A 22582-nucleotide genomic window follows, 5' to 3' on the forward strand; every position below is an offset into this window, starting at 1 on the left:
TTCGTCGACCTGACTGTTTTCCATGCTGTTTCGTTCGCTCTTTCCTTTGCCTTTTCACAGAATGACCCTCCTTTTTATTTCTTGCCTTTGACATAATCCGCATCAAACAGGAACAATTTGAACACCAGAATCAGAGATGGGATCAGTAGGCATAGTCCCCCGATGAAGACCACAACAAGCGCGAAACCCATAGCTGGTGAGGTGGCACTGCTCTGAATCGTGATATACGGATCAAGAATGTACGGATACTGACCGATGCCATAAGCAAAAAAGGCACAGAAAAATTGCAGCATGATACAAATAAATGCAAGTCCGTAACGACGTTCGTTATGCAGCAACCACATGGCTACCATGAAGAAAGCTACGGATAAGGCGAGCAGCCACCAGAGATCCATCATATTTTGAAAATGACGCTGATTGTGCTGACCCAGATAGATAAATGCAGTTAACGCTAAAATAATCGTGGGCGTACTCCAGAATAAAGAATATTTTCGCATGAGTTTCAAGGCACCCTTATCTTCTGCCCGTGACGCATAGAAGGTCAGGAAGGTTCCGCTAATAAACAATACAGATACAATGGCCAATCCAACGATACTCCAGGATAACGGATTGGTGAACAAAGCCCAGTAATCCAGCGAAACGGTCTCCCCCTGCTTCAAAATGAAGCCACCCTCGGACAACGTTAGGGCTACCGATAGCGATGCCGGAATTAACAACCCCGTAGCTCCATATAAAAACAGGTATACAATATTGTTCTTGGAACCGTAATTCTCAAAAGCATAGAACGAGCCGCGAATGGCAAGCAGAATAACAGCAATGCTTCCAGGGACAATCAATGCTGCGCCATAATAAGAAGCCGTATCCGGGAAAAATCCGACGATGCCAATATAGAAAAAGACAAAAAATACATTCGTAATCTCCCAGACTGGGGATAGATAACGAGAGATCAAACGGTTAATCAAATGATCCTGTTTCGTCAGACGTGCATAAAAAGCAAAAAATCCAGCACCGAAATCAATGGAAGCAACGATCAGATATCCATACAGAAATAGCCAGAGCACCGAAATACCAATCAACTCATAACTCATTGGGCACTTCCTCCATTCTCTGTATTCGCCGCAGTCTTATCTTGTTTCGATTGTAACCATTTCTCCATTTCAAGCTCGGCAGGATTGTTATTGAACAATCGCTTCAACACGAGAGCACAGATCACACCAAGTACAATATACAGGAGTAAAAAGACAAAAAATAAAATTCGTACACTCGGCGATGAGGTCGCGGCTTCTTCCACCCGCATGTACCCTCGAATAATCCACGGCTGCCGCCCGACTTCAGCATAGAACCAACCCATCTCTACAGCGAGAAAAGCAAGCGGTGCACTGAGTGCAACAAGACGAAGCAACCATTTGTTCAGCGGATTACGTTTCTTCCATAACACAAACAGAAAATATAGTCCGGAGATAGCGAGCAGAGCAAATCCGATGCCAGCCATCAGATCGAATAGATAATGCACCAGCAATGGCGGTTGTTCATCGAGTGGAAATTCGTTCAGCCCGGTTACCTCGGCATTGAAGTCTCCGAAGGCCAGAAAACTGAGTAGCTTGGGCAGATGTAGCGCCCCTATAATCTCATGCTCCGCATTCAGCCACCCGAGCAGAATCAAATCTGCGCCGCTCTCTGTTTCGAAATGCCATTCTGCGGCTGCCAGCTTCTCCGGTTGGTGTTCAGCGAGAAATTTGGCAGATACATCTCCAGCAAGGGAATTGAGTAAACTGAATACCAAAACAACGGCCATCATCAGGTTTAAGCCTTTTTTGTGGTACGCAGATGCTCCTCTTCTCAACATCRCCAGAGCCGCGATCCCGGCTAGTAAAGCCGCTCCTGTCAAATACGCAGAGCTTAATACATGGAACACTTTGGAGAACGTTGCTGTATTCAGCATCGCTTGCACAGGGTTAACGGCCATGAATTGACCTGCCTCCATGACAAAACCTTCGGGCTGGTTCATGAACCCGTTCACGGTTGTAATAAAAACCGCGGACATCCCTGCTCCCAGAACAACGGGAATCGTCAGCAGCCAGTGGATATACGGGTTCTTGAATCGATCCCATGTGTAGAGATAAATGCCGAGGAAGATCGCTTCGAAAAAGAAGGCGAACACTTCCATAAATAACGGCAATGCAATCACGTTACCAGCCAGCTTCATAAAATTCGGCCATACCAGGGCTAGCTGCAGAGATATCGCTGTACCTGTAACCACCCCTACGGCCACCGAAATGACGAATCCTCTTGACCACCTCTTCGCCATAAGTATGTAATGCGGATCTTTCTTCCGAATGCCGATGAATTCTGCTATCGCAATCATTAGGGGGATCCCCACACCGATGGTTGCAAAAATAACGTGAAACGAAAGCGTTAAACCGGTTACGAGTCTACTCCATAAAACTGTATCGATTGCCATTGTATACTGCCTCCTCTCAAACACTATTCATTTAATTATGAGAAAAAAATCACAAACGAGATGACAAAGATAGGTTGCCACACGCCTAGTGTATTTAGTCCTGCAAACGTAAGATGATATTTCAAGGTTGGATTCCTAATATCCTCTAATCACACAGCGTCTTAATCCTTGGCTTAGATCTATTAATCAAAATTATTATATCCTCAATTTTAAGCGATTCAATCGCTGACACGGCTTTGTTTACAAACGTTCAAGAAAGGATCAACTCTTTCTGACAACTTCGTGAAATTAAGCACAACCACCCTTTGGGGCTATTGCTTTATTAGAGTCGGACGTGGTAATGAGCCCTCAAAGGTTTTATTTATGAACATGGGGAATGGACGGATCATCTGGTATATTCTAAAAACCTGTTCTAAAGAGTCCTTCCATTAAAGGATGTGTATCCCAAAAAAAAGCAGCTGCCTCCTAGGGCAACTGCTTTTTTACTTCTATATCAGAAACAGACCAAGTGAAATATAAAAATACGTCTTCCTTCACCATGTAAATTCAGATCAGGGTATGCACTACTTTTATTATCAACTCATCAACACATGTATTAATGTGACTTTTCCGAAATACAACCCTCGGTGAAATTGCAATAACACATGGATAAATGTACTAATTCTACTGTTATCTTTTTCCTGAGTCAGTTACACCCGCTGTATAGCCATTTCATTTAAGATATGTCTTACCTGGTAGGTTCCCTCTTCTAATTCGGATTGAATGAATGACTCTACGTCATCCTTTTCCACATCATACAACACTTCAATTTCTTTGGAGAACAGAAGGTTTCCTTCCTTAATTTTGTGAGACAACGCAGCGATCTTCTTCGGCTTCGGCGCTTCACCCAGAATCTGTTGCAGTGCTTGAACGTAGGTTTCCAGAGGGCGAGCCCCAACCACTTTGATGCCTTGCTGCTCCTCGTTCACAATAATAATGGATGGGAAACCTCTTACGCCTAGCCGGGCAGTCATCTCGAAGTCTTCTTCCAACAAGTCTTGTGCAGATTGCTGAGTAGCACTGTCCACGATTTCTTTTCCATTCAGCCCTAGCCCATTCACAAGTTCAATCAGTACGTCATCTTCTCCAACATTTCGATTCATCGCAAATACAGCTTCTCGCGCAACCCTCAGAAAGGCATGTTCTTTGCCCGGATGCATACGCTCGATGACTTTAAATACGCGAGACGGCGGATAGGAAGACTGGATTGGGTTCTCAAGCCAGAGGGAACCGTCAATCGGCATCCGTGAGTGCTCGCCCACTTCTCTCCAATGGCCTGCCACATCTGCAGGTTTCTGAATGCCGTTTGCCCCATCTGAGAACCCTTCCCAGCTTGCTAACAGACCACCCATTTTGGTTTCCACATTAAAATAATGACCGTACTCTTCTATAAATCGATTTAACACAGGTTCCAGTGCCCAGCAATGTGAGCAGATGGGATCTGTTGCATAATAAAGTGTTATTTTTTTCTCTTCATGCTTTAGATTAATCACTTGCATTTCTTCATCATCAGTTACACCACATACTCCCGTTTCCAAATCACACATCATGGATTCATTACTCATCATTATCCCGCCTTTTTGATCTTATCTAATCGATTAACTTTGTGTTAGTATAATTATAATATCTACAATCTGAAGAACAAGTACGATTCTTTTTCTGACTAAGTATCAAAAAGTATACTAATGGGGGTTTTCGCATGAAATATGATTTTAATTTTGATCAGCTCTGTCCGGCTACCTATGCTTTTCAGGTCATTGGTGGCAAGTGGAATCTGCCGATCCTGGCGATTTTAAGTGAACAAGATAACATTCGTTATAACGAGTTAAAAAGAAGGCTGCCCGGCATCACACCAACGATGTTAACAAATTGTTTGAAAGACTTGATTCAATATGGAATCGTTCATCGGGAGCAATATAACGAAATACCGCCAAGAGTCGAATATTCACTTACACCATCCGGTAAAGAACTGGTACCTTTAATTGAATCCATGGTGGCATGGGGTCAGAAAAATATGCAGCAAGGGTTAGATTCACTTCAAAACTGATAAATGCCTTGTGGCATCATACGTAGTTAGCGGAAGTCCGGTTGTCCATCTTTGTACCAAATCCGGATTGGCAATGAAGGGTCGACCAAAAGCGGCCAGATCAATTACACCGTCATTGATTGCCTCCTCCGCCCTCTCCAGACTAAGATCCCCTACTCCGATAATCATATGCTCCCATTGCATCCTAACCGCCTGATGGAAGTTAAACTCACCTGACCAGTTAGCTGCATAACTTTCGGTTGAGGGATGCAATATGGTGATGCCCGTTTCACGAAAAAGCTGCAGATAAGCTTGGATTGTCTCCGCCTTGGAATTCCATACATATGACGCATCATCATCTTTTTTTTCGGAAAAGCGGATGATGATACGCTCAGGGCTTATCTCTTTTTTTACCGCCATAATGATCTCTTTCAAAAAGCGAAGTCTCCCCAGAAGATCGCCCCCATACTTGTCATCTCGTTTGTTCGTCCGCTCATTAATAAACTGGTCAATCAGATAACCGTGTGCCGCGTGAAGTTCAATCCCGTCAAATCCTGCCAAAACCGCACGACGAGCAGCCATCTGGAAATGATAAACGACATCCTCTATCTCTTGAGCGGTCATGGATTGGGGCATTTCGTAGGGCTTGCGAAGTTTATGCACCTTTCCCTCCGCTTGTATAGGGGAGGGCGCCTGTGGCATCCTGCCGATTAGATCGGAATGTGACAAGCGGCCCACATGCCATAACTGTGCGATAATCGTGCCACCGTGCTGATGAACAGCCTCCGTTACTTTTTTCCATGAAGCAGTCTGTGCATCTGTATATAATCCAGGTACCCCATATGTTCCTTTACCTGAGAGCATGGGGGTAATGCCCTCGGTAATAATCATACCTACGCCATCCTTGGCTCGTTGTTCGTAATATGCAGCAATTTCTTCTGTTACCGTTCCATCTTCATCTCTGGCAAAGCCCCTGGTCAACGGAGCCATGACGATTCGATTGCGAAGGTTCCAGTGATTGATCGTTACAGGTTTGAAAATGTTTAAAAGTGGGTGTGACATGTCTTTTCCTTCTTTCTTTTTGGAATTAAGGATATTGTAGAACGGATAAGACATATCGTAAAATGATTATAATATATAGAAGTATCACTCCGAGTGATATCTCACATTAAAGGGATATCCGGCAACGAATACTCGCTTAATTATCTTTATTTTGTATTTAGGAGGCCGTCATGGAATTATCCGATATTGACATCATGCTCGCCGTTGGACGCACAGGCAAAATCTCACAAGCAGCCAAGGAACTGAACTATGCCCAGTCCAATGTCACGACACGTATCAAAAAACTGGAGGAAGAATATCAGGTTCAGTTGTTTGACCGTTCTTCCAAAGGCGTGAATCCTACGGAAAAAGGAAAGCAGTTCCTTGCTTATGCTGCACGAATTCACAGCCTGCTGTATGATCTGGAGCAGGAGATGACAGACCCGAAAGAACCATTCGGCACATTGAGGATCGGAATTGTCGAAACGGCAGCATCGCGGCGTTTCATCGAGATTTTGAACGAGTATCAGATAAGGTATCCAAACGTGTCTATCTCTCTGGTGAATGCTACCTCCCCCAAGGTATTACGTCATAAAATTGAGTCCTCAGAGCTTGATGGTGCTTTTATCAGTGGGGCATGTGTCAAGGAAGGATTGAAGGTCGAATACGAAATGCAGGACACGGTGCATATCATCTCCAAACAAACGGAGACCCCACTCGAATCATTTTGTCAACTTTCATGGGTCGTGTTTCCACAGGGATGTCCATATCGTGAGATTACAGAGAAGTTTCTGGCGGAAGAAGGCCTTTCTGCCAAAAAGTTAATTGAGGTCAGTACAATGGAAAATCTGCTCAGCTGTGTAGAATCCGGGATTGCGGTTACGATCATGCCCTGCAGCGTTGTCCACAACAAACCTGAGGCATATTCAGTGCATAATCTGTCCGATGTACTCACGCCTACCACCACCACCTTTGTCCGGGGTGAAAACCGATATGTCAGCAGCGCGCTGCAGCAGTTCATCAGCCTGTTAAATGATAAGGGTATGACTTTCTGAATTTCTATTTTTGACATTTCATGAATTAAAAAAGAGCAGCCGACTGGCTGCCCTCATGCCTAGAGATGTACCACTTCATAATCCCTTGACTTACTTAAGGCTGTTCCAGAATTGCTGGAATGCCTCCTGGTCCACTTTGAAAAATACCGGAGCATGGCCGTAACGTACCATGCCTTCCTCTCCAAACAGCACAAGCTGAACCTTTGTTTTATCATCCAGAGTCAAATAGAGCATTTTACGATCTTCTTTGCCATAGAGACGTTCTTGCAGTTCAGGACTTGCTGCAACCGGAGCTGCTAAAGACAATTTCTCAATAAAGCTGTTCAGTGAGTCGTCTACCGAAAGCTGCTGGAGCTGCTGCAATCCGTTATTCCAGCTATCAAAGCCTTCCCATTGTGCCGCAGTTACATGATCCTTCATGTTAAGCTTGCCAAGAAGATCAGATAGGCCGCTGACCGATATACCATTGGTTTTATCAAAGAATTGCGCATAGACTTGACCGTCTATTTCTGTATACGACATCACCCGAAAATCAGAATCGTATCCTTTCACGGTATAGATATCAACTTTACCAATCGTCGAGGCCAGCTCTTTGTAATCATCTTGACCACTTAGCTCATGAATGCCACCAGTGGTTTTGCCCAGTTTCTCACCTCGTAAAGCCAAGGCATCTGCACCTTCCACTGTTGTCGCAGATTCGGTATAGACGTTACCATGATAAACGACCAATCCAATCATGTCTGCTTTAATATTCTGGTTATCCCCACTCGGCAGCTCAATCTTTGGAATCTCAACGGGAACAATGTTTGGATTCTCAGTCTTGATCACGGTCTGACCTTCGGTAACCGAGCCCTTGGCAACCCCTCCGGTATTTAACGCCACCTCTTTTGCAGGTGTAGTTGTTCCACCCCATTGCTGCCAGACGGTTGGTGCTGCCAGTCCAATGCTTGCTGCGATTACAACACTCGCTGCGATGTACAGCGATTTACGAGGACGTTTTGAGGAGTGACGCTGGGCATTCACGTTTCGTTCGATTCTTTTTTTCATCTGGTCATCTGGCTTCATCTGATCCACCGCTTTCTTATATTGTTGTTTGAATTGCTCTTCATTCATGATTGTTCCTCCCCCTCAAGCTCCAGTTTTAACAGTTGTCTCCCCCGCTGTAATCTCATCTTCACTGCTGATTCACTAATCTCTAAAATCTTGCTAATGTCCCGGACTGCATAATCTTCGTAATAATAGAGATGAACTACCGATCTATATTTCACGGGCAGAGACAACACCATTTCAATCAAAGCCTGATCCTCTGGATTGTCCATGATGATGGGTTCCACAGTTTCCAGCTTCACTTCCCGTTTACGCCAGCCTTTACGGAGCAGGGATTTGCAATGATTCGTAATCACCCGGATCAACCATGCTTTCTGATGTTCTGCATCGTTAAATGCAGGCGCTTTTTCCATGAATTTAATGAATGTATCCTGAGTGGCTTCTTCCGCGTCTTCCCGTCTGTCAAGGTGAATCATTGCAATCCGGAACAGTGTATCCGCGTATGTATCATAGATGTTCGTGACTTCATCACTTGGTTGGGATATGGTTTGCTGCATGGTTGTTGTGCCCTCCTTTATACCCTTAACACTCTTACGGACGACATTTGGTCACATTTTGTTTTCACTTTTTTTCTAGCTCGCAAAAACGCAGAAAAGGCTATTTCGCCGACGACACACCACGTAAGGTGTATCTCATTGAAATAGCCTGAACTTTATTATTTATTACGTTAGCTGTAGAATGCTGCACTCTAAGCTATTGAAAGTGAATTAGCTTATTTCCAAATAATCGAGATATGCATCCCAGGTACCATCGTCTGCTGTTACGATCAACTCAATCACCTGGTTTCCGGTGCCATGACTGATATTATTCAGCGTATACACTGCCGGGCTGCTGCCTCCAAAATAAAACGTGCCTTTCGTCTGCCCGCCAATCTTTAGATCCACTCTGGCCATATTGGCGTTATTCGACGCACCTCGCAGGGAGAATGAATGGGTTCCGCTTGAAAAGTTATGAGTTGTTCTTACAGCATCGTTATTGGCATAGAGAACAACACCGTTGAACGGAGAGCTAATATTGCCAGTATACTGACCGCTTTTAGTCATATTTTCGGCTTCAATTCTCACCGTCGTTGCGGGTGGATTGTTGGTCGCCCCATCCGGTGCAACAGCTCGTCCGGTGGATGGAGAGATCATGCCGGCACACAGGCCACGGTTTTTCAGATTCTGAGCAATCTGAGGAATTGCCTGAAGTGTCGTCTGATACTGATCATGCATCAAAATAACGTCTCCACTTGCCATACGATTTACAGCAGCTACAATCTGTGAAGCACTCGCCCCATTCCAATCCTGCGAATCGACGTTCCACAATACTTCTCTCAAACCGTTCTGGCTAATGACCGATTTCACCGTTGCGTTGGTAGCACCATAGGGAGGTCTGAAGAGTGAAGGCGATGAACCTGTAATCGAACGAATGGTCTGCTGTGTACGTGTAATCTCAGATGCCATCTGAGAAGTATTTAGCTTCGTCATATCCGCATGCGTATAGGAATGGTTGKCAATCCACATGCCGGCGGATACCTGCGCACGAACTAAAGCCTGATTGTTTTGTGAGTTTTGTCCGGTATTAAACATCGTGGCGCGAAGACCCGACTGCTTCAATGCATTAAGAATATTATTGGTATTGTTGGAAGGGCCATCATCAAAAGTCAGACCTACATAACCGTTAGGACAACGGGCATCGGCTGCAGTGGCAGAAGGAAGTGGCGGTATAGCAAATAATGTACCCAAAAGGGCAACAGACATGGCAGCTTTAATGAGTTTGGATTTAAACATGAATACACCTCCAGTAAGATAGTTAACGTAATTATTATTTTGGATTAATCATAAATTACTTGTTTCTGTAGTCACCTATGCCTCCTTTCTTTTACTCATAACCCCTCTAATAAAAGCGCTTACATAAGTGAATAAATAAAAATGCTATCTCTCAGTACGAGTAGCGCTCGTTCGGGTTGAGTCTAGTATATACGATGATTTAGTAGAAGTAAATTCAATTTATTACAATATATCCTATTTATTTTTTTCCAAAATCTATCTTATTCTCTCCATCAGCTTACTCAAGCTTTATATCCAAAAAAAGAAAACTCCTTGATGCAGAGTCAACATCTACGTAGATGTTTAGCCCTGTATTAAGGAGACGTACTTTGTTTCAATACGGATGAGTCATATCATGAATTAAACGTTGTTATTATTGTCAGCCACAATGAATATGAAGTACCGCCCTACTACTATTTATTAAAGGTAACCTTCTCAGAACTGCCATCCATAATGATGGATGTATCACGCGGTTTCGTTTCCGCGATTTTGCGGCCTTCCCTGAAGGAATACAGAACTGCAGCCTGTTTACGAACTGCTTCGTATTCATTCTCGGCTTCAAGCACGATGAAGTTCGCAGGTTTGCCTTCCTCAACACCGTAACGATCCTCAATGTGCAGTGTTTTCGCACTATTTTTCGTAATCAGGTCGATCGAATTCACAATCTGGTCGTATCCAAGCAGCTGGGAGGCATGAATGCCCATATGCAGCACTTGCATCATATTCCCCGTACCGAGCGGATACCATGGATCGAAGATATCATCATGCCCGAAGCAAACGTTCAAGCCCGCTTCCTGCAGCTCCTTCACCCGTGTCAGCCCTCTTCTCTTCGGATACGTATCGAAGCGACCTTGCAGGTGAATATTCACCAGCGGATTGGACACAAAGTTCAGATTCGCCATCTTTAGCAGACGGAACAACTTGTAAGTGTACGCATCGTTGTACGATCCCATCGCAGTTGTGTGACTTGCGGTCGTGCGTGAGCCCAGCCCGCGTTCATACGCTTCCTTGGCAACAACTTCGATGAAACGGGATTGCTCATCATCAATCTCATCACAGTGAATATCGATGAGACGATCATATTGTTCAGCCAGATCAAAAGCCACTTTCATGGAATCCACGCCATACTCACGCGTAAACTCAAAGTGTGGGATGCCGCCTACAACGTCTACGCCCATTTTGAGTGATTCTTCGAGCAACTCGGCGCCGTTTGGATAAGAGTGAATGCCTTCCTGCGGGAAAGCAACCAGTTGAATATCGATATAAGGTGCAAGTTCTTCCTTCACTTCAAGCATCGCTTTAACGGCGATCAGGCTTGGATCTGTCACGTCCACATGTGTTCTCACATGCTGAATACCTTGTGCCATCTGCCATTTCAAAGCTGTTTTGGAACGTGTTTTGACGTCCTCATGGGTCAGAAATGCTTTTCGCTCCGACCAGCGCTGGATACCTTCGAACAACGTACCGCTCAGATTCCACTCCGGCTCTCCTGCTGTCAGGGTTGTGTCCAGATGAATGTGTGGTTCAATGAATGGTGGCAGCACCAGTGCTCCGCCCACATCCAGTGTCTCTTCATTTGTATCCGTAGCTGACTGTTGCTTTTGTGTGATCTGCTCAAATTTCCCGTCTCTAACGACGATATTCCAGAGGCCTTCTTTATCCCGCAATTTTGCGTTCTGTATAATCATGTGTTTTCCCCTTTTCTTTGGATGATGTCATGGACACGATGGCCATGAGAGATACGTACGCCACGGCTGTACCTATCAGCGCGTTAAGCGGTGTAACACCGGGAGCCAGCTGTGCAAATGCTACGCCGATGGCCCATGCAGCCATGGCTACCCAGTTTACTTTTTTGAAATTCATGTCGGCAAATGGTGCATACGATCTGCGTTTCACGATGAAATAGTCCGCAATGATGATTGCTCCGATCGAAGGAATCGCAGCGCCTAGTACGTTCAGGAACCCCACGAAGTTGTTGTACATCCACATTGCGAACATCGTTCCGATGATTCCGTTGATGATAACAAAAAACTTTTTCGAAATTTTCGTAATGTTGGCAAAACCCAGACCCGAAGCATATAACGCATTGTCATTCGTTGTCCAGATGTTGAGACCCAGCACGATGATCGCAGGGATCAGTAATCCTTGCAGGAACATCACTTCTGATATGTCAGCCAGATTATAAGCCATCGCACCGACAGCCCCGAACAGGAACATAAGCGAGTTACCGAGGAAAAATGCAATCACCGTCGCCGTAACCGCCTGCCGGGACGTCCGGGAAAACCGGGCAAAGTCTGGTGTCAGCGTCCCGCCGCTTATAAAAGAGCCGATACAGATGGTCAGAGCCGCAGCAGCGGTAAGGGTTTGTGTTGGCGTGTAATCAAGCAGTCCTTGCAGACCGCCTAGTGAGCCCGCTCCCTCAAACATGGAGTATCCTCCGAGAATCGCTATAGCCGGTACAGCAATATAACCAAGAATAACAAGAGATTTCATACCGAAGATCGCTGAAGCTGTCATTGCCAGTCCAAAGATCAGGATCAACAGATACACATTCCAGTCCATCGCCTTGGCAACCGGAATGGCAAACATCGCAACGCCGACACCAAACCATCCAACCTGTGTGAAGCCTAGCAGGAACGAAGGCAGATAAGAGCCTTTTTCACCAAACGAATATTTCGCCAGCAAATGGGTGGACAACCCTGTCTTGGCAGCGATATGTGCCAGTGCTCCAGTGTAAATGCCAAGCACCAGATTTCCGGCCAGTACAATCGCCATGAACTCCATAAATGTCAGGCTGACACCAAGTGYCCCCCCCGCCAGCATGCTCGCTGAGAAAAAAGTAAAGCCGAGCATAACGGATAACGTCTTCCAAAAATGATTACGCTGTGATTTTGGCACCTCTTGCCATGAAAACTCTTGATCTTGTTTGCTCATCAGAATACCCCCAGATTAAAGTGTTCTGATACCATAAAAAAAGCAGAAAAAGAGGCTACTCATCACGCTTTACGCTGACAAGTAGCCTCTTTATGCATCATAACCCGCGCGAAGACACAGAACATCCCTGTGCAGGAAATGCTCTGATTTTCGCGTGATTACAAAATCCGCTGCCCTTGCCAGCCTCTCTGGACTGAATTAAAGGTACCAGTATTCGATTACGTTTATTATTTTGGAAAAATGTAAAACTGTCAATGTAATAATTATCCAAAAAAATTAATAATCTAATCGCAAAGAGACGTTAGATAACGCCCCATTCCAGACTGAGACTGGATTGCACGTCTTCCTTTGCTAAATCAGTATATGCTGCTGTTTATAAAAAAGAAAAAAATAATACAGCAGGAACCATCCGCATAAATGTAGAATATTGTCATAAGTAACTATAAACAGAGGTGTAAAATGAAAAAAATTGTAAGTGTACTTTTGTTCAGCTTATTATTTCTGCTCGCCCTGCCCAATGTGGGACAGGCTGCCACAGCCACCACACAAACTAAAATTATATTAGATGGTCAGGAGCTTGTATTGCCGTCAGATGTCGAAGTTGTCAATATGAACAAAAATGTGATGATTCCCATTCGTGTTGTTGCTGAGAATTTGAAATTTAACGTGAAATGGGATCAGAAGAGTCAGAATGTGAGCATTGAACAAAACGCAAAGGTGCTCTCTCTGAACGTTGGTAAGAAAGAAGCCAGGGTTCAGAATGAAAAAGTGACACTAAACACGGCGCCGCAATTAATCAAAAATACGGTCGTTGTTCCCCTTCGTTTTGTCAGTGAAGAAATGGGACTTTCCGTAAGCTGGAATAACAAAGAAAAAATTGTTGGTCTGAAAAGCACTGAACTTCCTCCTGTTGCTGAGCCCTCATCTGCTCCCACTGTTCCTGACGTAGGGAATAACGTCGTATGGAGCAAAGTGAATGATATCAGCTTTGCTAATCAGCAGCTTGTTGTATCTGTTGATACAGAAGTTACACCACAGATCACCAGGTTAACGAATCCGGATCGCATCGTGGTGGATCTGCCGAATACCACCTTTGGAGATATGGATTCAACCTTGCTGCAAGGTACAATGGGTAAGCTTGATGTCAACGGTATAGCTAATGTGACAGATGTTCGCTACTCCCTTTTCAAAAAAGATCCGGCTCAAGTCAGAGTTGTTATCGAGTTGAATAATTTGAACGATGTTCAAGCCAATTCTCAATATGTCAGCGGTAAACTGATTGTCGATTTGGCTCTGACCGCCACAATTGGCATTCCAGTCAACCCTATTGGCAATGACAGTGGTAAACATGTTGTTGTTATTGATGCCGGGCACGGTGGTAAAGATCCGGGTACAATCGGCATCTCCAATACACAAGAGAAGAATTTCACCCTGCCACTCGCTCTCAAAGTTCAGGCTCTGCTGCTTCAGGAGTCGGATATTGAAGTAGTGATGACACGTGAGACGGATGTTTACCCTACACGTCCAGAACGTGTGAAATTGGCGAACACGTTAAATGCAGATGTGTTTGTATCGATCCATGGAAACAGTGTGGAGGCTTCACCTCTGACCACAGGTACCGAAACGTTCTACTACAAACGAAACAGCAGTAAAGCACTGGCTGATATCGTACACAGGCATCTGATTCAAGCATTAGGTTTTAAGGATCGCGGAGTTAAGAACGGCAATCTGGAAGTATTACGAAATACAACGATGCCTGCGGTGTTACTTGAAATCGGATTCCTGAGCAATCTCGCTGAAGAACAAGCAATGCTCTCTGAAAGTGTACAGAACACAGCGGCTCAGGCTATCGTTGATGGAATCAAGGAATTTTTGCAGCAATCCTGATGAACAAGGAAGTAACGGGAAATGAATGTGAATATAAGGATGTGCTTATGATGAGAAAAAAATTAAACTACGTGAGCCTGCTCTACCTCACAGCCATAATGCTCATACTTGCTGGTTGTGGTAATAAACCTGCCACTGACCCCGGAAATGCGGAGCCCGCACCCAATCCGACTCAATCTAACGGCTCTACACCCTCCGCACCAGACGCAGTGAGTAAAGAGACACAGGAGATTGAAGTTGGTTATGTAGATGCTGAACTTACGCAAGTTAAAACAAAGAAAGCCACCATTGAGTTTTCGAACAGCAATGAGAAATATACACAGGCGTTTGACATGATGCAACGTTCGGATGACCCTGAATATATTTCATTATGGAGTAACATTGGACTGGAATCACTTGATTTTCAGGAAAGCGATGGAAAAATCACATTAAATATTCACATTCCGGATGAGGCGAGACTCGGTTCCGGCGGGGAACTTCTTTTCTTGGATGTGTTGCAACAAACCCTGTTCCAGTTCGAAGAGATCCAAAGTATTCAACTACTGGTGGATGGGAAAGAAACCGATAGCCTAATGGGACATGTGGAGTTGGAACACCCAATCGTTCGTGGTAAGGAATAATTGTTTTATTCAGTAATACTTGGTGTCTGGTAGCATGAAGGTATAAAAAAGAGAACATGAATGACGGTTACACTTGTCACGTTCTAAAAAAATACGAAAAGAGAAAACCATGCTATCTAATTTGAATTAGTTAGCATGGTTTTTCTACGTAGCCCACAAATTGAAAATCTAAGAACGTCCTGGATCAATCGGAAGCTTACCTTTTGCCTCAAGTTGACCCAGAAGTACCTTGATAACAGCGAGTGTATTGGGCTCTTGTTTCCCATACACAGCAAGCGCTGAGCGTACGTTTTGCAAATGAAGCATCTCGTACGGATTACCAAGGGACAGCAACGTATAGCGCACTTGCTCTTGATTCAACTCGTTGATTAATAGCTGCAGCTCATCCCAACGGAACTGACTTGCTACATTGCGGAATTGATATGAAGCTAGAAGAACATAATCTGTCTTGTTTTTGTTTAATGTTTGCAGCACGCTTTTCATATTGTTCGAATTCAAGACAACCGTCTTCGTTTCGATTGAAACGTTACCTGCGGCTTGTTTGAGCTGCCGTGCCAGCTGCATAGCTTGATCTGCATCAGATGCTAGAATGGCGACGCGATCACCAGCACGAATGTTCTCCGCTCTTCCATCTTCAGCCCCGGCTAGGACAGTAACTGCTCGCTCCGCGATGCTACGTTCCACCTGAAGGTGCGCATCAGATCCAATGATGCTTTTCAACTTACTTAACTTTTGTGTCAGGGATGGACCAGACTCAAACAGATTATACTTGGACTTTACCATCAAAATACGTTTTACCGACTCATGCACGCGCTCCTTGGAAAGTGTCCCATGATTAACGGCACGAATTAATGCTTGATGTGCAGCAGACACATCTTGTGGCATCAGTATGATGTCTACACCCGCCGCAGCGGCATGTTCTACAGCCTCTGTCTCACCAAAATGCTCACTAATGCCCTTCATTGTAAAAGCATCGGAAATAATCAAACCTTGATAGTGCAACTCCTCCCGGAGCAAGCCTGTTAACACCTTACGAGATAATGTGGCTGGAAGCGGAACCCGTGTACCGTCCTTGCGAGAGACGACTTGCTCGTTATCAATGGCCGGGAAAGCAATGTGTGCCGTCATTATCATATCTACACCTGCCTCTATTGCTGCCTTGAACGGTTTTAACTCCACCGCATCAAGTTGATTACGTGCATGTGTGAGTACAGGCAGTCCCAGATGAGAATCAACGGATGTATCCCCATGCCCTGGAAAATGTTTCACTCCTGCAATAACACCCGATTGGCGTAGTCCCTTGATCATGGCTAGACCGAGCTGCGTCACCAGTTCCGCATTCGAGCTGAATGATCGCATGCCGATAATCGGATTATCCGGATTGCTGTTTACGTCGAGTACAGGCGCAAAATTAACCTGGATACCGAGCGCTTGTAATTCTTCTCCAGTCAGTTGTCCCGCTGCTTCTGCCAGAGCCAAATCACCTGTTGCACCAAGCGCCATCTGTCCCGGAAGATTGGTACCGCCAGGAATGCGGCGGATCACGCCTCCCTCCTGATCGATGCCAAGAAACAACGGGATGTCGCCAGCCTGGGTTTGGATCTGATGTGTGAATGTGGCAAGCTGCTGTGCATCTACAATATTTTTGTCAAAAAGAATAAGCCCGCCAACATTCTGATCTTGGATGTTCCCTTTCAGTCCGTCGTTTACGGTTGTTGTCGCCTTACCATTCCATTGCCTGATATCGGGCATAATCATCTGCCCCACTTGCTCGCTTAGGGTCATATAAGAGATGAGCTTATCCCAATCCTGGGCCTGGATCGCCGCTTCACGTTCAAATCGAATGACACGCGCCATGAACACGGCATATTCCGCCCGACTCACCTTCCGATCGGGTTGATACATGCCATCTGCATAACCTCCGACTAATCCGTTCGAACTCATAATCTGAATCGGCGCAGCAGCCCAGTGTTTCACCGTATCTGTCCACCGGAAGGATTGAGCCCCTTGTTCAAGCGGGTATGCACGTGTCAAAAAAGCAGCAGTTTCGGCCCGACTGATCGGTACATTGGGCTGAAATGAGCCATCTGGAAACCCGCCAGCCAGCCCATGCTGCTCAGCGATGGCGATCTCACGGTAAAAAGGATGGCTTGTTGGCACATCCGTATATTTCAACTTTTCCACGGGTTGTTCAAGCTGCTCGGGATAAAGCTCACGTACTAAGAAAGTAATGGCCTGTCCTCGTGTTACAGATGTCTGGGGCTGGAATTTGCCGTTGCCATAACCTGCTACTGTACCTCTTTTTGCCATATACTGAATGCCATCTTTGGCCCATTGCGAATACTGGAGGTCAACAAATGTGGTTTCCGCATTTGCACTGCCCGCCCAGATCAGCATGGAACCGAAAGCTGCGGCCATGATAGTTTTGTAGCTTAAACGCACTGCATTTCACTCCTGTTCTATTAACTTTATGATGGATTAGACGCGGATTCTCCTGCTTTTGTTTCTCTCATATCTCCTCGCAATTCTTTCAAGTAGAGAGCGCTGAACACGCATGATATAATTGAATTCATATTACTATTCGTAAAGAAAACGTAAAATGTGGTTTTCGGATGAATAAGAGTTTGGAGAAGTCTGATGTTAGTGATGAATATTGTGATTGTTATGTTTCTTCTGGGTCTTCTGCTCGGGTTTGTTGGTGCAGGTGGTTCCGGTTTTATTATCTCGATCCTGACGGTTGCATTCGGATATCCAATTCATGTTGCGCTTGGCACGGCACTTGCAGCCATGTTTTTCTCCTCGATATCCGGTTCAATCAGTCATTACCGTGAGGGAAATGCTGTGCTCAAAACCGGTGTGATCGTGGGTCTCGCTGGAGCATCGGGAGCATGGATCAGCTCAGGATGGTCTTCCTATATCCCGGAAGATCGGCTAGGTATGCTAACTTCCTTGATGTTATTTGCTTCAGGGTTCGCTTTGTGGCTTCGATTAATTCTGGTTTCGCGTCATCGGGATAGCTCCGATAAGCAGACGTTTATGCTGGGAGAAGGTGTTCGTTACTGGGTATATTCGATACTTATCGGTGTCATTACCGGCATGTTATCCGGACTGTTCGGCATTGGCTCCACACCTTTCATCCAATTAGGACTTATGCTGTTGTTGAATATGCCTATGCGATATGCAGCTGGAACCACCATGCTGGTGATTATCCCTATTGCATTAGCTGGCGGAGCCGGATATATGAAAATTGGTTATCTGGACTTGCAGTTACTGCTGCTTGTTGTGATAGGTACGATGTCCGGTTCATACGTTGGAGCGAAGTTCACCAAACGAGTGCCTGCTTTCTGGCTGAAAGTGAGTATGGTTTTAACACCGATGATTGGTGCCACCATATTGTGGCTGTAACGTTCTTTAAGCTTGTACTGTAAGTTCAAGTTCACCATATCATAGTGAATAGCCGAAGAAGGTCTCATTATTAAAGGCTGTACCCTGTCATCTTGATGATGTGGGTGCAGCCTTTATAATGAAACTATTTTTAGAAAAAATCAGATAACTATTAGGATATTAAACGTTTACCAATGATTATACGCGCTGAAGATGAGTATCTTTGAACTCTKTTTCATACTTCAAGCCAAAACCAAACATTCGATCCATGCCGATGTGAGCGATCCAGATGAAGCTGATCAGCATCAGAACGTCCATTTTCAATACATATCCGACCGCCAATAAAACCATCGGTACTATGTATGTATGCCCCACATTATAGAGTAGTGCACCCAGCTTGTTGTTTGCGGCATAACCGATCATGAATACATCCGGGAAGAAAAGCAACAGCAGGAAGAGCCACCAGGAGTAATCATGATAAAAATAAATCGTTGTCGCTGCTGCAAGCACCAGCAAGCCTTCTAATCGAATCCATAACCTAGTCATTGTGGTCGATCTCCTTTGAATATGAAGTATTTTGATTTTGATGTATTCAATTGGCAGATTTGATACCCTTCAGCATCCACCCGATGCCTAGAGATACCTGTTCATGAGAGAGCGGATCTGCTGATAGCAGTACAGGGGATTGTAACGTTAATCCGTCAAACACTGCTTGAATCAAGGCGGTGAAGATTTCCTTTTCGGATTCGTCCAGCGGCAGCTCCATGCGATCAATTATTAATCGAATACCTGATTTCATCTCCTGGTACAGTTTCATTAACTCCAGGGCCAGCTTCTCGTTGTTCACACTCTCCGTCCACAAACTGATTAACAGTGTGAACCACTCTTGATTCGTGCTCCGAAACGCAACGACATGCCTTAAAGCTTGCTGGAGCAACTCTGCTGGAGGTGCTGTCATATCCAGTTGTTGAAGTGCTTCCTGCATGCCCCGGTTAATCATCCATTCCCGCACTACTTCCACCAGAAGCGTTTCTTTAGTATTAAAATGGTATCCAATCAGCCCTTGAGCGACGCCGGCTTTAGCTGCAATTTCTTTCATAGTAGCTTTCGTATAACCCACCTGACCGAACAACGTAAACGCCGCTTGCAAAATCGCATCTCTACGTTCGTCTTGGTTCCCTGCTTGTTGTTTAGACATATGATCTCCACTCCAATACTGTTTGGTTGAACAGTCAATTTATGTCCTTATAATAGTACTGTTTGTTCGAACAGTCAACACCAGATTAAAAGAGAGTTACTTTAGGCGTTGTTTCCGGTTCATAATAATGTAATAATATAAAGTACTAAATGTCTTATTTTAGGAGGTTCCTTGTGTTACAAAGTGTTGGCATAACTGGTTTAATTATTCTATTGGCTCTCTTCATATTTATCATTTGGCTGGTACGAAGAATCATAAGCAAAATATAGAGTTAACACGATATGCTGATTTACAATCATAAACATGTGAAATTAATATAAGAGCGCTGTCACATGGACAACGCTCTTATAAATCAATGAAACAATTATCATTACGTGTGAATTATCGTGCTGCATGTTATGATTTCACCTTGAAAATTTTAATGTCTACGCCATCCACTGCTGGATACCCCTCACCAATAAGCGCATCTACGTTCAGAGTTGATAAAGCCTTACTGTTGGTTATGATCCTAGGTGAGGTGCGAAACAGCATGTCATCTTTCACTTCCCCGATATATCCGTTATTTTCGATGTAAATCTCACAAGCTTGCCCCCTATAATCATGTCCCTGTAACATATACCTGGCTGACAGGCTGTGACGTCCTCCCTCTTTTCCAATAATTTGTGTATCCACGCCTCCCTCACGAACGGAGCCTTCGAAACTGGTTCCTGTGACATTTCCTGTAAATGTAATCATCACTACCGAGTCTCCATCCGCGTTTTTTAGTTCGATTGAATTTTCAATCTTAACGTGTACGGTAAACAACTCTTCCATCTCTAGCTTCGTCATCAATCATAGTCATCCTCTCTGTCTATTATTTCGTGATTTTACCCATTTATTGATCCTTACTTCACTTCGTCAGCTACATAAGGACTCCTGCTAGCGAGTATGAACGACTCTATAAAGCATAACAAAAAAAGCTGCCATAATAGCAACTTTAAGAGGTCAAGCAAGTATTTTACAGGGAATGGAAACCTACCCTTATTAACTAGGATTACATCACCAGACTTTATCATACTCAGGCTGAAAGAAGGCGTAACCTCTCTTTCCGTTTTTCTTGATTCTGTACATGGCCATATCCGCAAGTTTTAGTAGTTCAGTCGGATCTTGACCGTCTTTTGGAAACAGACTGATGCCAATGCTGGCAGACAGATGGACTTCAATGGAATTAACATAAATCGGATCTTCAAACGCAGCAGCCAAGTTCCTGGCAACGATCTCTGCATCATCGTCTTCCTTAAGCTGGTTCAAGATAATGCTGAATTCGTCACCTCCCAGTCTTGCTACGCAATCCGTACTACGAATGTTGCCCTTCAATCGCTGGGACACTTCCATTAAGACCTGATCACCTATATCATGACCATAGGTATCATTAATCTGTTTGAACCCGTCCGTATCGATATACATTACCGCAAACCGTGACTCAGTTCTTAGCGCATTGCTGACAGCCCATGCAAGACGATCCTTAAAGGCTAAACGATTAGGAAGACCTGTCAAAGAATCATGTAACGAAAGATGTCTACTGATCTTTTCCGAAACTTTGATTTTGGTATACTCCGTATCCAATTCCTTAATCAGGTTTTTAAGTTTGTACACGCGAGTGCTCGTGTTGGTTGTGTCGCTAATCTGCAACATTGCATAACTGTGATCATTTTCATAAAGGGGTTCGACATGCAGATTCTGCCTGTAAAAGCTTTCATCTCCTCCATCCTTAGGAAGGATAAAAGATTTATGTAGAGCGCTGGAACAGAACCTGCTCTGCCCGTGATACAGCGCATTTTGTATGATGCTCATATACATATTAGCCTTGAATCTGGGGCAAATCTCCAGAAGGTTTTTACCCAGCACGTCTCCAGCGAGCATACCTGTTAAACGTTCCAACCAACCATTCCACACGAGAATTTTCAATTGTTTGTCGACAATCATAATGCCCATTTTGGTTTTGTTCAGCGCTTGTACAATGAGATTATTCATGGTTATCCTCCCAGTAGAGCATTTATCTTATCCAGCAGACTGGAGATGGAATCCATGCTCAATGCAATAACGATAATTCCTTTTACATCTGTATCCGCAAGCAAAAAGGAGGTATGCAGTACCAATATGTAAACTTCATTCTGAAGCAAAATTTGCGGATCAGTTCGTGTAACATGAAGCAGCTCAATATCAGGCAGTACATACTCCAGCTTTATTTCGAGAAAATTCCCGAATTCGCCAATAATGGCATTGAGCAGCACATTGCTGATTTCCTGCAACACATCGAGATCCGTATCCATTAATCGAGAATCGTTTGCATCCACGTTCTCTGTCAATTCTCCGAGACACATATTCGCTAAAACTTTTGCCTGCTCGGCAGGGAACATTAGGAAAGCTTTGCCTTGAAATTGATACCCGAACTGCAACGATGAACGAAAGAGATGGCCTTCCGCAAATAAAATGTTGTACCTTCGATCCTCAGGATCTACTTCCGAAATGGAGATTAGCTCAACCTCGGGGATATTGAGTACAATATGTTTGTCTACAATTTCCGATAACATATTAGCTGCTTGTCCTACGTAAACATTGACAAGTTCAGTAAGCAGATCTTTCTGTAGCTCATTCAGCATAACGTGCCACCTGAATCATTTGGAGCAATGTTCCTGCTCTTTCTGCAGTTAACGGTTTATTCAGGAATCCTGAAATGCCCAGCTCCTCTACTTCCTCACGGGTAGCCTTTTGAATATCGGCAGATAAAATTATTATTTTGACATTCTGATCATTCTCTCGTATCAAACGCAGCATATCCTGACCATTCAGTCCTGGCATCAAAAGATCTGTCGTTATCAAATCAGGTTTGTAATCCTGATAAAGTTGGTAACCTTCTTCTCCGTTGGTGGCCGTTCGAATTTCGCAATCCGGAATATGATCGCTAATCAACTTGCTCATCAATTTCTGCACAAAAATCGAGTCTTCCACAATTAATACTTTCATGATTCTACTCAGT

At 44.4% G+C, this 22582-nt stretch carries 21 protein-coding genes; 5 read left to right on the top strand and 16 right to left on the bottom strand.

The window, feature by feature from the left end; all coding sequences use genetic code 11:
* Positions 1 to 74 precede the first annotated feature (74 nt).
* The 3 genes from AB4Z30_RS03065 to AB4Z30_RS03075 form a co-directional block, all read right to left on the bottom strand.
* Positions 75 to 1088, bottom strand: coding sequence for a cytochrome d ubiquinol oxidase subunit II (locus AB4Z30_RS03065; RefSeq protein WP_441923191.1), 1014 nt, complete (start codon positions 1086 to 1088; stop codon positions 75 to 77).
* Positions 1085 to 2461: a cytochrome ubiquinol oxidase subunit I gene (locus AB4Z30_RS03070; RefSeq protein ID WP_441923193.1), complete on the bottom strand. Its 1377-nt coding sequence runs from the start codon at positions 2459 to 2461 to the stop codon at positions 1085 to 1087. Before AB4Z30_RS03070 ends, AB4Z30_RS03065 begins: the two co-directional genes overlap by 4 nt.
* Before the next feature lie 689 nt (positions 2462 to 3150).
* Positions 3151 to 4065 carry a DsbA family oxidoreductase gene (locus AB4Z30_RS03075; protein WP_441924171.1) on the bottom strand — a complete coding sequence of 305 codons (915 nt, stop codon included), beginning with the start codon at positions 4063 to 4065 and terminating at the stop codon, positions 3151 to 3153.
* 134 nt (positions 4066 to 4199) lie between these two features.
* On the opposite strand from AB4Z30_RS03075, the gene AB4Z30_RS03080 reads away from it, so the two are divergent.
* Positions 4200 to 4547 (top strand): winged helix-turn-helix transcriptional regulator, encoded by a 348-nt coding sequence (locus tag AB4Z30_RS03080; RefSeq protein WP_441923195.1) that lies wholly within the window; start codon positions 4200 to 4202, stop codon positions 4545 to 4547.
* Here the strand turns inward: AB4Z30_RS03080 and AB4Z30_RS03085 are convergent.
* The gene (locus AB4Z30_RS03085) at positions 4533 to 5588 is read right to left on the bottom strand and encodes an oxidoreductase (RefSeq protein WP_441923197.1); all 1056 of its coding nucleotides are present in this window, start codon (positions 5586 to 5588) and stop codon (positions 4533 to 4535) included. The genes AB4Z30_RS03080 and AB4Z30_RS03085 overlap by 15 nt on opposite strands.
* Before the next feature lie 170 nt (positions 5589 to 5758).
* Between AB4Z30_RS03085 and AB4Z30_RS03090 the strand changes: the two genes are divergently transcribed.
* Entirely contained in the window at positions 5759 to 6622 is an 864-nt protein-coding gene (locus AB4Z30_RS03090) for a LysR family transcriptional regulator (RefSeq protein ID WP_441923199.1), read from the top strand.
* 90 nt (positions 6623 to 6712) lie between these two features.
* Here AB4Z30_RS03090 and AB4Z30_RS03095 read toward each other — a convergent pair whose 3' ends face one another.
* From AB4Z30_RS03095 to codB, 5 genes are all read right to left on the bottom strand, one after another.
* On the bottom strand, positions 6713 to 7735 hold the full coding sequence (locus AB4Z30_RS03095) for a hypothetical protein (protein ID WP_441923201.1): 1023 nt from the start codon (positions 7733 to 7735) through the stop codon (positions 6713 to 6715).
* On the bottom strand, positions 7732 to 8226 hold the full coding sequence (locus AB4Z30_RS03100) for an RNA polymerase sigma factor (protein ID WP_441923203.1): 495 nt from the start codon (positions 8224 to 8226) through the stop codon (positions 7732 to 7734). Before AB4Z30_RS03100 ends, AB4Z30_RS03095 begins: the two co-directional genes overlap by 4 nt.
* Positions 8227 to 8436: 210 nt before the next feature.
* A complete protein-coding gene (locus AB4Z30_RS03105) occupies positions 8437 to 9501 on the bottom strand; it encodes a polysaccharide deacetylase family protein (RefSeq protein WP_441923205.1) in 1065 nt (354 codons plus the stop codon).
* 452 nt (positions 9502 to 9953) lie between these two features.
* A complete protein-coding gene (locus AB4Z30_RS03110) occupies positions 9954 to 11228 on the bottom strand; it encodes a cytosine deaminase (RefSeq protein WP_441923207.1) in 1275 nt (424 codons plus the stop codon).
* Entirely contained in the window at positions 11197 to 12474 is a 1278-nt protein-coding gene (codB, locus tag AB4Z30_RS03115; RefSeq protein ID WP_441923209.1) for a cytosine permease, read from the bottom strand. Before codB ends, AB4Z30_RS03110 begins: the two co-directional genes overlap by 32 nt.
* A gap of 459 nt (positions 12475 to 12933) precedes the next feature.
* On the opposite strand from codB, the gene AB4Z30_RS03120 reads away from it, so the two are divergent.
* Both AB4Z30_RS03120 and AB4Z30_RS03125 read left to right on the top strand, forming a co-directional pair.
* A complete protein-coding gene (locus AB4Z30_RS03120; RefSeq protein ID WP_441923211.1) occupies positions 12934 to 14361 on the top strand; it encodes an N-acetylmuramoyl-L-alanine amidase in 1428 nt (475 codons plus the stop codon).
* 47 nt (positions 14362 to 14408) lie between these two features.
* The gene (locus AB4Z30_RS03125) at positions 14409 to 14981 is read left to right on the top strand and encodes a GerMN domain-containing protein (protein WP_441923213.1); all 573 of its coding nucleotides are present in this window, start codon (positions 14409 to 14411) and stop codon (positions 14979 to 14981) included.
* Positions 14982 to 15149: 168 nt separating this feature from the next.
* On the opposite strand, the gene AB4Z30_RS03130 is transcribed toward AB4Z30_RS03125, so the two are convergent.
* Positions 15150 to 17423: a glycoside hydrolase family 3 N-terminal domain-containing protein gene (locus AB4Z30_RS03130; protein ID WP_441923215.1), complete on the bottom strand. Its 2274-nt coding sequence runs from the start codon at positions 17421 to 17423 to the stop codon at positions 15150 to 15152.
* A 195-nt stretch (positions 17424 to 17618) separates the two neighbouring features.
* Here AB4Z30_RS03130 and AB4Z30_RS03135 point away from each other — a divergent pair, with 195 nt between their 5' ends.
* Positions 17619 to 18386, top strand: coding sequence for a sulfite exporter TauE/SafE family protein (locus AB4Z30_RS03135; protein ID WP_441923217.1), 768 nt, complete (start codon positions 17619 to 17621; stop codon positions 18384 to 18386).
* Between the two features lie 177 nt (positions 18387 to 18563).
* Here the strand turns inward: AB4Z30_RS03135 and AB4Z30_RS03140 are convergent, their stop codons facing one another.
* The 6 genes from AB4Z30_RS03140 to AB4Z30_RS03165 form a co-directional block, all read right to left on the bottom strand.
* Positions 18564 to 18911: a DUF4260 domain-containing protein gene (locus AB4Z30_RS03140; protein ID WP_441923219.1), complete on the bottom strand. Its 348-nt coding sequence runs from the start codon at positions 18909 to 18911 to the stop codon at positions 18564 to 18566.
* A 46-nt stretch (positions 18912 to 18957) separates the two neighbouring features.
* Positions 18958 to 19563, bottom strand: a complete 606-nt coding sequence (locus AB4Z30_RS03145) for a TetR/AcrR family transcriptional regulator (protein ID WP_441923221.1) — start codon at positions 19561 to 19563, stop codon at positions 18958 to 18960.
* A gap of 396 nt (positions 19564 to 19959) precedes the next feature.
* Complete coding sequence (locus AB4Z30_RS03150; RefSeq protein WP_441924173.1) at positions 19960 to 20391, bottom strand: DUF3237 family protein; 432 nt, start codon at positions 20389 to 20391, stop codon at positions 19960 to 19962.
* 210 nt (positions 20392 to 20601) lie between these two features.
* The gene (locus tag AB4Z30_RS03155) at positions 20602 to 21576 is read right to left on the bottom strand and encodes a diguanylate cyclase domain-containing protein (RefSeq protein WP_441923223.1); all 975 of its coding nucleotides are present in this window, start codon (positions 21574 to 21576) and stop codon (positions 20602 to 20604) included.
* A 2-nt stretch (positions 21577 to 21578) separates the two neighbouring features.
* Positions 21579 to 22205, bottom strand: coding sequence for a chemotaxis protein CheC (locus AB4Z30_RS03160; protein WP_441923225.1), 627 nt, complete (start codon positions 22203 to 22205; stop codon positions 21579 to 21581).
* A complete protein-coding gene (locus AB4Z30_RS03165; protein ID WP_441923227.1) occupies positions 22195 to 22569 on the bottom strand; it encodes a response regulator transcription factor in 375 nt (124 codons plus the stop codon). Before AB4Z30_RS03165 ends, AB4Z30_RS03160 begins: the two co-directional genes overlap by 11 nt.
* Between the last annotated feature and the right edge of the window lie 13 nt (positions 22570 to 22582).

The sequence above is a fragment of the Paenibacillus sp. 2TAF8 genome, from assembly GCF_052114825.1.
In the GTDB taxonomy this organism is placed as follows: Bacteria; Bacillota; Bacilli; order Paenibacillales; family Paenibacillaceae; genus Paenibacillus.